Genomic DNA, 12,467 nt, shown 5'->3' with positions numbered 1-12,467 from the left:
CTGCTCGTTTGAGGAGGGATAATGAAGTATATTTTTGAAGTACACATTAAAGGCGAGCATAGCGCAGAGGATTATGCGCAGGCTTGGGTTCGCGCCAGCGAGATTATCCAGCGGGCGCCAGGAGCCAGGGGCACCGAACTGCACCGCAAACTTGATGATCCCAAGGTGCTTATCGCTATTGCAAGCTGGGATAGTAAAGCGGCTCGCGATAGCATGGAGTCTAAAGATAATCCGGAAGTCGCAGAAATTATCCGCAGTGCGGCGGACTTCTGCGAGATTCGTCCCATTGGTGAGTTCGCCGATCCTGACTGGGTGGTGATGCCACCTGAACCTGATAAATAAAGGGCTAAAACTATGAATAAATACGCCGTGATCAGCACCGCCATCCTCCTTTCGTGCGGCTGGTTTGGCCAGGCTCAGGCCGCCACTGATACCACTCACCGACTCACGCAGGCAGAAGCCGATAAGTTGGTAGCACTACCGCTGCATTGTGTTGAAACCCCTTACCCTTATAAAACCGGCTTTGTTTTGGGCGGTGCAGAGGATGTAAAGGAGCCAAGAGAGCATCATCCAGTGTTTTATGGTTGTTTTGACTGGCATAGTGCAGTCCACGGCTACTGGTCATTAGTCACCTTGTTACGACAGTTTCCGGACATGGAGCATGCAGATGAAGCCCGGGCCATTCTGAAGCGTAATTTAACCGCGGAAAATGTAGCGCATGAAGCGGAGTTTTTTAGTAAAGAGATCCACAAATCGTTTGAGCGTACCTACGGTTGGGCATGGTTACTGAAATTATCTGACGAGTTACACGCTTGGCAGGATCCACTGGGCCAGGAGCTTGCGAAAAACCTGCAGCCACTGGCAGATGTCATTGTTGACCGCTATCAGAGCTTTTTACCACAACTGCTGTACCCGGTCCGGGTGGGGGAGCACAGCAATACAGCCTTTGGCTTAAGCTTTGCTTATGACTATGCGGTAAACCAGAATTTGACGGATCTGCAGGAGCTCATCAGACAGCGGGCCAAAGCCTACTTTATTGACGACAAAAATTGCCCGATAAGTTGGGAGCCAAGTGGTTATGATTTCATCTCACCTTGCCTGGAAGAGATTGGGCTGATGCAACGTGTGCTGAGCAAAGAAGAGTTTCTGCCATGGCTGGCTGATTTTATGCCACAACTTGCTGATGAGGATTACAGTCTCGAGGTTGGACGCGTCAGTGACCGTACCGACGGCAAACTGGTTCATCTGGACGGTCTGAATTTTAGTCGGGCGTGGAACCTGTATGCACTTGCCAATGAATACCCGCAATACAGTCATTTACGAGACGTAGCAGATGCGCATTTTGCCTATTCGTACCCGAACCTGATTGGCGACAGTTATGAAGGCGGGCACTGGCTGGGAAGCTTTGCGATTCAGGCACTGAATCAGGCGCAGCATCGGAAAGATTCGAAATAAGGGTGGGAAAAGTGTTATAAATTAGTCACAATACGGCATCTTTTTTGATTGTTTTGACGTTAGTTTGTCAGATGCCGGCGGGACAGAATGCGAACATCGATTTATACACTTTTCCTGACGGCGTTAAGCTGGCTATCGCTGCTGACCACAGCGCAAGCCAGCGAATTTGACGAGTTCCACCGACTCTCAGAGCAACTCGGCGGTCGTCAATCCTCTGTTTACGCTATCTATCGTGGCGCCAATGATTTCCTCTGGTTCGCATCAGATACCGATGGCGTCCTGCGTTACGATGGCTACGATTATGTGTCCTGGTCGTCGCAACTCATTCCCAGCGGTGAACGTGTCAGCTATTCATCCCTGCTCATCACCCCAGACGATACTTTATGGGCGGCGACATGGGGCCATGGTCTCGCCAACTGGCATGTTGCTGCGAGCGCCGCCGGGAGTTTTTCACTCCGTCCGGAGGATCCCTCCTCGCTGCGCGACGATCGGGTGCAGACCCTTTATTACGATGCAAAAGAACGGCTCTGGGTCGGCACCCTGAATGGGCTCAGCTACCTGGTAATGACCGACAAAGCAAAGTGGCAAACGCGTGGGTTGCCGGCAGGGCATCCCTTGCGCACAGAACGTATCTGGTGGCTGACAGAGTCGAGTGATTATCTATGGGTGGCCACCTCTCAGGGCTTGTACCGTTTAACCCCTGATTTGAAGGAGTGGCAGCACTATCTGCTCAATCCGGCTGAACAGGGGCCGAATCGTCGAAATGAAATCCGTACCTTGGCGGTTTTCGATAGTGAAGTCTGGGTTGGCACCGATTTCGGAGTGTTCTTCTTTGATCAACAGCACGAAGAGTTCGTTCCTGTTCGTTATCCACAAGGTTACGAAAATCTAGGGCAGGTTCGCTCTAATGTGCTGGCCCAGGATCCATTTGCAACGGACGCCAATACCTTCTGGTCCGGAGGGTCCGATGGTCTGCATTTGATTGACCGGCAACGCAGAGAGTACGTCAGGCTTGATCAGGAGTGGGGTAAACTCAAGGGCGTAGACGTGCGCGCGATTGCTTTCGATAGTGTCAGTGATATGTGGGTAGGCGCGCGCGACCAGGGTATTTTTGTTGGCCGCCGCGATCGTCAGGACTTTACAGAGACGCTCAGTGCTGCTCACCTCAGCCAGCTCGGATTGGCAGAGCAGCGTGCAACCTATGCTGTTCATTACAGCGCCAACAATGACCTATGGCTCGGTACAACTGCTGGAGTCGCACATCGCGATGCGCAGAGCCAGAACTGGCGTTTATTATCCTTCCCTGACGACGAGTCTGTGAACCAAGTCGAAACCATCTACTCAGATTCCCATGGCAACCTCTGGGTGGCGACCAATACCCGCTTATACCGGACGCATGTAGACAAACCCGAACAACTGAGACGGGTGACGCATATCCACGACCAGCTCGAACTCAGTGATCAGGCCGTCAATGCTATTCTTGAAACCGACCAAAACCAACTGCTGCTCGGCTTTTGGGGACAGGGGATTGCGACCTATAATCCGGTGCAGCAACAAGCAGAATGGCAATTTCGTGAGTTACAGGGACTGCGCGGTAATCAAGTCTATGACCTGGTGCATTTGCCCCAGTACGGGCAATTTATGGTGACCCGCTACTCGGGTGTATTTCAGCGCTCGCCATATAGCCAGCAGTGGCAGTCCTATAAGATAAAAGAAAATGGCGGCGATGATTATCTATGCGCCTATGCAGAACCACCGGCAACACTATGGTTGTGCAGCAGTGAAGGTGCCTGGCGCATCAATCTGGCTGATCGCAGTCGTACCCTGATCAGTATGGCTGATGGCTTGCCATCGGATCGCGTGGTCGGCATTTATAGTGATCAACAGGGTTACACCTGGTTGCTTACCAGCCTTGGCTTTGCCCGATATGATGAAGCGGCGGATAGCATCATTAACTTTGGCCTCAACGATGGTTTACCCTCCGAGGCGATGCTGCGCCAGGCTGTAAGCCAAAGTCCAGCGGGCGAAATGACGGTGGGCTCGGTGCAAGGTGCTTTTAGCTACACACCTGCGGAGTTGACCCTGAATACACAACCGCCACAGGTTGCACTGACAAAACTTATGATAAGTGGTCAGGACAGTACATCCCTGCTGGGTTTTAGCAACTATGCAATGACTTTGGCACCAGAAGACCGAAGTTTTACGGTGCACTACAGTGTGATGGATTTTCACGATACTGCGCGTAATAGCGGGCGTTTCCGCTTACTTGGTGCAAGTGATGAGTGGAGCGAATGGAGCTTGAGCCGCGAAATTTCGTTCGCTAGCTTAGCGCCAGGGGATTATGTGCTGCAAATAGAAGGGCGTAATAGCCAAGGTATTGTCTCCGGGCTGCCAGCAGAATTAAAAATCCGGGTATTAAAGCCCTGGTGGCAAACTTCATGGGCGATAGGGCTGGCACTGGCACTACTGGCATTAAGTCTGTATGTGCTGCTGCGGCTGCGTTTTCGTGCTCTTGAAGCTGCGAACAAGAGGCTGGATGACGAAGTTCAGGCGCGTACCCGTGAACTGGAGCTAGCTAATGCGCAGCTGCGGACCCAGTCCGAGACGGAACCCTTGACAGGCTTGCTGAACCGCCGCGGCTTCAGCGAGCGCTTCCGGCGTCTCCAGCAGCCGCTGGCGCTGGTGTTGCTGGACGTCGATCATTTCAAACAAGTGAATGACCAGCTCGGTCACGATGTCGGCGATCAGGTACTTAAGCAAATAGCTGGAGTACTTGGTGAAAGGTTGCGAAAACAGGACATTGCCGGACGTTGGGGCGGAGAGGAATTCATCGTGATGCTACCCAATACGGATTTAACCAGTGCGACTGGCGTCTGTGAAGCCCTGCGCGAGGGCATTGCGAGTCTGGTGACAGCTGCAGAAGGACATCATGTGCAAGTCACTGCCACCTTCGGCGTGACCGCAACCGATGATGTTGCGGCGACACTCGTTGATTGCCTTAAGCAGGCCGATGCTGCGCTTTACCAAGGCAAAGCGGATGGCCGTAATCAGGTCGTGGCAGCGCAAGTTGATGCTGTGCTGAGCGGTTCATGAACCGGCCATTCTAATCAGTAAAACAATTTAGGGTGTTCGTTTTTTATCAGTTGAGTCGAAGCCAGTTATGACTATGATGCGCACTATCTGAAATAGCATTCAGCGACTAATTGACTATACTTTTAGTCTGGTTAGTCAGCTGAGGGATGGCGAATTATGACAACTGAGTACGAAAAAGAGCGCTTGAAACGGTTACGTGGTCTGGACTTATTGGACACACCCACGAACGAAAGTTTCGATCGTATTACCCGCATGGCGAGCCAGATTTTTGATCTGCCTATTGCCGCTGTATCACTTACCGATGAAGACCGGCAGTGGTTCAAGTCACGAGTGGGCGTTGAGCACTGGGAGATCCCCCGGGAAAAAACCTGCTGCGGCGAAGTTGCAGATACTGCAGATGTAGTCGTCGTGAATGACTTACTGGCCTCGGACTACTACAAAGACAGCGTTTTGGCCGATTCCGGTATCCGCTTTTATGCCGGTGCTCCATTAATGACCCGTGATGGCTTTTCGCTGGGTGCGATGTGTGTGCTCGGCACCGAGCCGCGCGACGTCACAGAGCAAGAGCTTAGCGCTCTGCACGATTTGTCAAAAATGGTGATGTCGCAGATTGAGCTGCAGCACGCGGTCGGGCGAGTGGACTCGGGCACGGGTTTACCTAACTATCTGCAGTTTGTCGAAGATCTGGAAGATCTGGCACGGGACAATCCAAAGCAAACTTATTACGCTATGAGTGTAGAGCTCATTGACTTAAGTGAAGCAAGCGCATTGCAACGGGTAATGGGGCCGTCTTATCTTGAAAACTTGTCCATTGCTGGTAGTGAAGTCCTACAAGAAATGCTGGGCGCCAAAGCGCGCATCTATCATATTGGCCCCGGTCAGTTTGCGTTTGTTGACAGCGGTTCAAAACAGCACATTGCGCAGCAGGCGAATGACCTTTATGAGACACTGTTGGCGATTCGTTTAAATGACGCTTCTCCCTTTATGTTGCGCCCGGTGATAGGTGTGGCGCCATTTCAGGTGGGCGTGAATCCGCCAGGTAATATTTTGCGACTAGCGCACAGCGCTTCGCGTGACGCGCGTAGCGAGGAAGTTGCTGTCGGTTGGTACAATGAAGAATCGGATCAGTCGCATCAACGGCGGTTCGGGTTGATCGCGAACTTTGCTGATGCGCTAAAAGCGCCGAATGAACTTTATCTGGTGTATCAACCGCGGCTGGATAATGCCTCGGGGAAATGTGTCGGCGCAGAAGCATTGCTGCGCTGGCAGCATCCTACGCTCGGTAATATTGGGCCCGCAGAGTTTGTGCCTTTGATTGAAAAGACGCCTCTGGCAAAAGAACTTACCGACTGGGTCTTACGCAATGCCATCCAACAGGCGCAGCACTGGCATAACGAAGGCCATACTCTGCAGCTCTCGATCAATATTGCAGCGGCCAACCTGGAAGAAGATAGCTTTTGTGAACGCCTGTTGACCTACCTGAGTGACGCCGGGCTGGAGCGTTCAGCGATTGAGCTGGAGCTGACCGAGAGCAGTTTAATGAACAATAATCATAAGGCCAGTCAGCAGTTACAGTGTATCGCCGACAGTGGTCTTTCATTGGCTATTGACGACTTTGGTACGGGATATAGTAGTTTGTCGTACTTGCAGACGATTCCAGCGCGGGTGGTGAAAATTGACCGCAGCTTCGTCGATGAGATTGAGAGCAAACCTCGGAACCAGGCACTGGTCAGGGCCATGGTGGCCATGACCCGGGATCTCGGTTATCGCGTGGTTGCTGAAGGCGTGGAGACTGAAGCTGCCCATGAGTTTCTGAAATCACTCGGATGTGACGAAGTACAGGGCTATTTCTTTGCCAAGCCTATGTCGGCCGACGACTTTGGACGCTGGCATCATGGAACCCTCGCCTAAATCAACGCCCTGCAGCTGAGCGACGTAGCAACATAATTGCGAAGATACCGTCCGCAGCGAGCCAGACAGACTCAGGCGACCAGCCTGCGCGGCTGGCCAGCCGTTCGAATTCTTCCGGATGGTATTTATAGGAGTTCTCTGTATGAATAGTTTCGCCTTCGGCAAACTGAAATCGCTCGCCAGCGATGGAGACTTCCTGCTTGGTGAGGCTGCGTAAATGCATTTCAATACGGCCAAGCTGCTGATTATAAATGGCAGTATGCTCAAACTGATCTAAATCGAAATTGCCATCAAGTTCACGGTTGATACGGGTTAAAATATTTTTGTTGAACAGCGCTGTTACGCCTTTACTGTCATTGTAGGCAGGCTCAAGGATGGCGCGATCTTTTTTGGTATCTACACCGAGCAGTAGATAGCTTTCTTCACCGAGGGTTGTCCCCGCGTTGCAGAGAAACTCAACGGCTTCCTCTGGTTCGAAATTACCGATGGTCGAACCCGGGAAAAACCCCATGGGTGTCGCGGATGACAGCTCCATCTGCATCGGTTGGGTAAAGTCACCCTGTACAACCTTGATGGTCAGCTGTGGAAAAGCCTCAGCTAGATCCGATGAGGCTTCTTTTAAATGCTCTCCGGAAATATCCAGCGCAACAAATTCGTCTACCATGCTGAGCTCTTCCAGCACGGGCTTAACTTTATGCAGCGAGCCGGCGCCGAATTCGACCAGTTGAAGACTGCTCACTGAGGCACGCTCAAAATAGTGCTTTAGTTCGCGCGCCACTTCTGGCAATAAGCCCAGCTCGGTACGGTAGGGATAATATTCATCGAGCTGACAAATTTGATCAAAATAAGCTGACCCTTGCTGGTCATAAAAGTATTTAGGCGGCAGCGCTTTTTGCGGCAGTCGTAAGCCCGCCAAAACATCCTGTAAAAACACGTGGTCCATAACTTATCCTGGCTCTTTGTTGTTATTTTGCTAAACGCAGGCTGGTAAACTGCCAGCGCTGATGCGCATAGAAGAAGTTTCTGTAGGTCAGCCGCATCTGCTGCGCTGCGGTGGCGCATGAACCGCCCCGCAGGACCCACTGATTGGCCATAAACTTGCCATTGTATTCAGCCAGCGCGCCCTCCGGCGTCTTGAAGCCTGGATAGGGAGTAAACGGACTTTGCGTCCACTCCCAGGCATCGCCAAACATTTGTTTAAGACCCTTAGCTTGGCTAGTTGCTGGCTGGGGTAGTGAATGGCCGGATTCTAAAAAATGCCCCTTTAAATCCATAGCACGGGCGGCATGTTCCCATTCGAACTCGGTGGGTAAGCGGCAACCACGCCAGCGCGCAAATGCGTCGGCTTCATAATAGCTAATATGACAGACCGGTGCGTTCGGATCCAATGGGCGTCGTTGCTGTCCGGCTATGGTCCACCACTGGCTATCCTGCCGGTGCCAGTACAATGGGGCTTGCCAGTTCTCTTGTTGCGCAGTTGCCCAGCCATCGGAGAGCCAGAGCTTGGGCCGTTGATAGCCATTGTCGGCCATGAACTCCAGCCATTCGGCATTGGTCACCAGCCGTTCACAAAGGCTGAAATCAGGGACAAACACCTGGTGGCGGGGCTGTTCGCAATCGTAGGCAAAACTCGACTCTGCGTTAGTGCCCAGCCAGGACAAACCGCCTTCAAACTCAACGAAGTCAGCACTGTCCGGGGTTCGCGAAGGCGCACGAGTAGTATTGGACGTGGGTAACGCGTAGGGATTCAGCGATAACGCATGTTTAATGTCAGTTTGCAGCAGTTCCTGATGCTGCATTTCATGGTGCAAGCCAATGGTCACTGCAGCCTCAATCTCGGCATCGGTTGTGTGAAGTAACTGCTGCATGGCCTCATCGACATGATGCCGATAAGCGATGACCTCCTCTAATGACGGGCGCGACAGCAAACCACGTTGAGGCCGCGGATGGCGCTCGCCGACCGTGTCATAGTAGGAATTAAATAAATACTGATAGGCATCGTCAAAGGACTGATAGCCAGTCAGGTGGGGCTGCAGTAAGAAGGTTTCAAAAAACCAGGAGGTATGCGCAAGATGCCATTTGGTCGGGCTCGCGTCGGGCATAGACTGCAACATCATGTCTTCTGCACTGAGTCCCTTGATCAGGCCCATACTTTGCGCACGGACACGCTCGTACTGCGCCAAAATTGGCTCATCGGGCGCGCCGTCCGAAGCAAAGGATGCTGCAACATTTGGCATCGGCTAAACCTCCTGTACTGCAAGTGGATTCGCTAAGTCTGCATAATTTTCTTGTGCACCAATTAACGATGCAGGTCGAAGCGGTCATTCTCCATGACCTTTACCCAGCCTTTGACGAAGTGATCCAGCATTTTCTGCTCGCCGCCATGCGCAGCAAACTCTTCGGCGATGGCGCGCAACTGTGAGTTTGAACCATAAATGAGATCAACCCGTGTCGCCGTCCACTTTGCTTCGCCGCTGGCACGGATCCGACCTTCAAAGCGTTCTTCATTATCATCGATCGGCTCCCAGACGGTACCCATGTCGACCAGGTTCACAAAGAAATCGTTGCTCAGTTGACCCTCGCGATCGGTAAGAATGCCGTCCTGATTGTCACCGGCATTGGCGCCGATGGCGCGCATACCGCCGAGCAGTGCGGTCATCTGCGGAACGCTGAGATTGAGCAAAAATGCCCGATCAACCATCAGGTGTTCGGCGGGGATTGAGCTTGCTTGCTTCTGCAAGTAATTGCGGAACGCATCATGGCGAGGCTCCAGGTACGCATGCGTATCGACCTCGGTCATATCCTGACTGGCATCGGTGCGACCCGGGGTAAAGGGCACCTCAATACTGTGTCCAGCGGCCTTGGCAGCCATTTCGACTCCCACGCTACCGCCGAGCACAATCATGTCTGCCAGCGAAATATTGGCATCACTAGCGTCTTTTAGTTGCTCCAGACGGTCGATGACATCGGTGACACCGGATTGCTTATTAATGTCCCAGCTGACCTGCGGCGCAAGTCGGATGCGCGCGCCATTCGCACCACCACGATGGTCGGTCTGACGATAGGTGCAGGCTGACGCCCAGGCAGTGGTTACCAGTTCCTTCGCGGTAAGACCCGAGTCGGCAATGTTCTGCTTCAGGCTTGCGATCTGCTCATCGTTCACCAGCGGCCCCTCATGTTCAGGAACAGGGTCCTGCCAGATCAGAACTTCGTCAGGAACCTGCGAGCCGAGGTAGCGGTCGCGTGGACCCATGTCACGATGGAGTAGCTTGTACCAGGCGCGGGCAAACTCATCGGCGAGTACATCAGGATTGGCATGAAACTCTTTTGAAATTTCGAGATAGTCAGGGTCAGTGATCATGGCCATATCAGCGGTGGTCATGACAGGTGGATTTTTGCGGCCTTCAACATGAGCATCGGGCACCCAGTAACCCTCTTTCACTTCAACAGGTTCCCACTGATTGGCGCCGGCGGGTGATTTCTTCACTTCCCACTGGTGCGCAAAAATGGTCTCCAGGTAGGAGTTATCCCACTTGGTTGGCGTCGGTGTCCATGCGCCTTCAAGGCCTGAGGTGACAGTGTATTCTCCCAGACCAGTTTCATTCTTGTTGGCCCAGCCAAAACCTTGCTGATGGATCTTGGCGGCTTCGGGAGCTTCACCTACCATCTCTTCTTTGCCGCGGCCATGCATTTTGCCGAAGGTATGACCCCCAACGGTAAGTGCGACGGTTTCGCGATCATTCATACCCATACGAGCAAATGTTTCACGCACATCCTGAGCGGATTTCAGCGCGTCAGGGACACCGTTAGGACCTTCTGGGTTCACGTAAATCAGGCCCATCTGAACCGCTGCGAGAGGGTTATCGAGAACTCGGTTACCGTCTTCGAAACTGCCGGTGTAGCGCTCGTCTTGGGTCGCCAGCCACTCGGTCTCGGGTCCCCAGTAAATATCGTCTTCCGGCGCCCAGATATCAGCGCGACCGAAGCCGAAACCAAAGGTACGAAAGCCCATGGTTTCCAAAGCGCGGTTACCGGCGAAGACCATCAAATCGGCCCAGGAGATTTTCTCACCGTATTTTTGTTTGATCGGCCAGAGTAGGCGCCTTGCTTTGTCGAGATTGCCATTGTCAGGCCAGCTGTTGAGGGGGGCAAAACGTTGTGCCCCAGTGCCGCCGCCACCGCGGCCGTCTACGGCGCGATAGGTACCTGCGGCGTGCCAGGACATGCGAATAAAGAAAGGACCGTAGTGGCCCCAGTCGGCCGGCCACCAGTCCTGGGAGTCGGTCATTAAGGCATCGACATCAGCACTGAGTTGGTCGACGTCAATTTCAGCGAAAGCGTCGGCGTAGCTGAAGTCTGGACCAAAAGGGCTGGAGTCGGGATGCTTTTGATGCAAAATATTTAGATTGAGTTGGTCGGGCCACCAATGTTCGTTGCCTTGCAAACGGGGCGTGGTGCGCGCACCCCACTCTTGTCGTTTTGGCTCCTGGTCAGACACATGTACCTCCTTGACTTGGACTTTAAAAATCGAGTTGTCTGTCTACTAACAGACTATACGAGTCTAACTATAGCCAGAGATCAACTCGGTATCCAATCCCATGGTTGCAAAGAGGAAGCCGGCACGTCCAAAGTGAAAAAAAGGCATTATGACGATTCAGCAATAACGCAGTTACGACCACTTTGTTTGGCTGCATAAAGTGCCTGATCGGCTTGTTTAATGGAGGCTTCGATAGAACCCGCTGCGCGCAATAAACTCACGCCAAATGAAGCTGTTAGGCGGTCAACATCAGCCTCGAAATGGTGATTTTCAATCGCCTGACAGAGATCTTCAGCAAGTGTCTGTGCACCTTTGAGATCGGTATCGGGCAGCACGATTAAAAATTCTTCGCCGCCCCAGCGTATCAGGGAATCCATAGCACGTAAGCGCGACTGCAGGACTTCGGTGAATTGCTTTAGAATCTGATCGCCAACCAGGTGGCCAAATGTGTCATTAATGTCTTTGAAGTGATCAATGTCAGCGAGAATCACCGCGACCTGGCTTTCCTCCCGCTCTACCCGGGCATACTCCTTGCCCAGCACATGGTCGCCGAAGCGGCGGTTATAAGTGCCTGTTAACTGATCGTGACTTGCGGCTTTATGCAGCTGCTGCTCAAGCTCCAATTGTTCGGAAATATCACGGAAGATAAAAACCCCACCAAACACCGGGTCACTATTGTAGCGCATGGGCGTGGCAGAGACTTCGACGGGGACAGGTTTGTCAGAATAGGACCAGAAATAGTCACGCCAGGGTTCGGGTGCTACGCCGTCGTGCAGCATTTGATGGATCGGACATTCAGATTTAGGGTACGCGCTGCCATCAGCATGGGAATGGTGAATGACGTCGTGACTGCAACGGCCAATGAGTGTGTCTTCATCAGGAAAACCGAGGATCCTTATCGCGGACGGATTTACGAACGTACATTGACCTTCGTGATTGATGCCAATAACTCCCTCAGCCAGATGCTCCAATAAGCGTTGGTTAAAGTGTTCCAGCTGCACTGTCTGCGTCACATCTCGTTGCACCGAGACAAAATGAGTAATTTTGCCCTCGTTGTCGCGCATTGGGCTAATGCTCCAATGAACCACATAGGTCGAGCCATCTTTACGGTAGTTCACCGTTGAATCTTCAAACCTGGTGCCGTTTTCCAGATTCTGCCGAAGCCGCTGCAGAACGCCGCGATCCGTTAGCGGGCCTTGCAGAATGCGGGGAGTTTTGCCGATCAGCTCTTCCCGGCTGTAGCCGGTCTTTTTACAAAAAGCATCGTTGGCGTAAATAATTTGGGGACCGGGAAGATCAAGCTCTGCGGTGGTGATCAAAACAGAATCGTAGGCCTGCTCTACGGCAAGCTCGAACAATTCTTGATTTACCTGAGAATCCATCTATTGCACTCCCTAAGCTTGAAAGGATTAACTTTATCACGCGCTCGTCTGAATGGATAACTATATGTGGAGCCTTCATTTTTCGTCCG

Annotated in this window: 8 protein-coding genes; 4 read left to right on the top strand and 4 right to left on the bottom strand. The window is 52.5% G+C overall.

Annotated features, from left to right (window positions below):
• The first annotated feature begins 21 nt into the window (after window positions 1-21).
• From J6J34_RS03160 to J6J34_RS03145, 4 genes are all read left to right on the top strand, one after another.
• Window positions 22-342 (top strand): antibiotic biosynthesis monooxygenase family protein, encoded by a 321-nt coding sequence (locus J6J34_RS03160; protein ID WP_301721055.1) that lies wholly within the window; start codon window positions 22-24, stop codon window positions 340-342.
• Between the two features lie 12 nt (window positions 343-354).
• Window positions 355-1,455 (top strand): DUF2891 domain-containing protein, encoded by a 1,101-nt coding sequence (locus tag J6J34_RS03155; RefSeq protein ID WP_301775013.1) that lies wholly within the window; start codon window positions 355-357, stop codon window positions 1,453-1,455.
• Window positions 1,456-1,542: 87 nt separating this feature from the next.
• Window positions 1,543-4,548 carry a ligand-binding sensor domain-containing diguanylate cyclase gene (locus tag J6J34_RS03150; RefSeq protein ID WP_301898481.1) on the top strand — a complete coding sequence of 1,002 codons (3,006 nt, stop codon included), beginning with the start codon at window positions 1,543-1,545 and terminating at the stop codon, window positions 4,546-4,548.
• A gap of 156 nt (window positions 4,549-4,704) precedes the next feature.
• Window positions 4,705-6,459, top strand: a complete 1,755-nt coding sequence (locus tag J6J34_RS03145) for a sensor domain-containing phosphodiesterase (RefSeq protein ID WP_301898480.1) — start codon at window positions 4,705-4,707, stop codon at window positions 6,457-6,459.
• Between the two features lies 1 nt (window position 6,460).
• Here J6J34_RS03145 and egtD read toward each other — a convergent pair whose 3' ends face one another.
• The 4 genes from egtD to J6J34_RS03125 all read right to left on the bottom strand — a co-directional run bounded on the left by egtD (window position 6,461) and on the right by J6J34_RS03125 (window position 12,378).
• Window positions 6,461-7,402 (bottom strand): L-histidine N(alpha)-methyltransferase, encoded by a 942-nt coding sequence (gene egtD / locus J6J34_RS03140; protein ID WP_301898479.1) that lies wholly within the window; start codon window positions 7,400-7,402, stop codon window positions 6,461-6,463.
• Between the two features lie 22 nt (window positions 7,403-7,424).
• Window positions 7,425-8,696, bottom strand: coding sequence for an ergothioneine biosynthesis protein EgtB (gene egtB / locus J6J34_RS03135; RefSeq protein WP_301898478.1), 1,272 nt, complete (start codon window positions 8,694-8,696; stop codon window positions 7,425-7,427).
• Window positions 8,697-8,758: 62 nt separating this feature from the next.
• Entirely contained in the window at window positions 8,759-10,903 is a 2,145-nt protein-coding gene (gene katG, locus J6J34_RS03130; RefSeq protein WP_418055279.1) for a catalase/peroxidase HPI, read from the bottom strand.
• 200 nt (window positions 10,904-11,103) lie between these two features.
• Entirely contained in the window at window positions 11,104-12,378 is a 1,275-nt protein-coding gene (locus tag J6J34_RS03125) for a sensor domain-containing diguanylate cyclase (protein WP_301898476.1), read from the bottom strand.
• Window positions 12,379-12,467 lie beyond the last annotated feature (89 nt).

Source organism: Pseudidiomarina terrestris, from assembly GCF_030466405.1.
GTDB lineage: Bacteria > Pseudomonadota > Gammaproteobacteria > Enterobacterales > Alteromonadaceae > Pseudidiomarina > Pseudidiomarina terrestris.
The sequence above is the reverse complement of the archived record's forward strand: the minus strand, read 5'-3'. Positions and strand labels throughout refer to the sequence as shown.

Bases quoted from the DNA above. Each gene is read 5' to 3' on its own strand.
- J6J34_RS03160 (WP_301721055.1), top strand. From the start codon at position 22: ATGAAGTATATTTTTGAAGTACACATTAAAGGCGAGCATAGCGCAGAG.
- J6J34_RS03155 (WP_301775013.1), top strand. From the start codon at position 355: ATGAATAAATACGCCGTGATCAGCACCGCCATCCTCCTTTCGTGCGGC.
- J6J34_RS03150 (WP_301898481.1), top strand. From the start codon at position 1,543: ATGCGAACATCGATTTATACACTTTTCCTGACGGCGTTAAGCTGGCTA.
- J6J34_RS03145 (WP_301898480.1), top strand. From the start codon at position 4,705: ATGACAACTGAGTACGAAAAAGAGCGCTTGAAACGGTTACGTGGTCTG.
- egtD (WP_301898479.1), bottom strand. From the start codon at position 7,402: ATGGACCACGTGTTTTTACAGGATGTTTTGGCGGGCTTACGACTGCCG.
- egtB (WP_301898478.1), bottom strand. From the start codon at position 8,696: ATGCCAAATGTTGCAGCATCCTTTGCTTCGGACGGCGCGCCCGATGAG.
- J6J34_RS03125 (WP_301898476.1), bottom strand. From the start codon at position 12,378: ATGGATTCTCAGGTAAATCAAGAATTGTTCGAGCTTGCCGTAGAGCAG.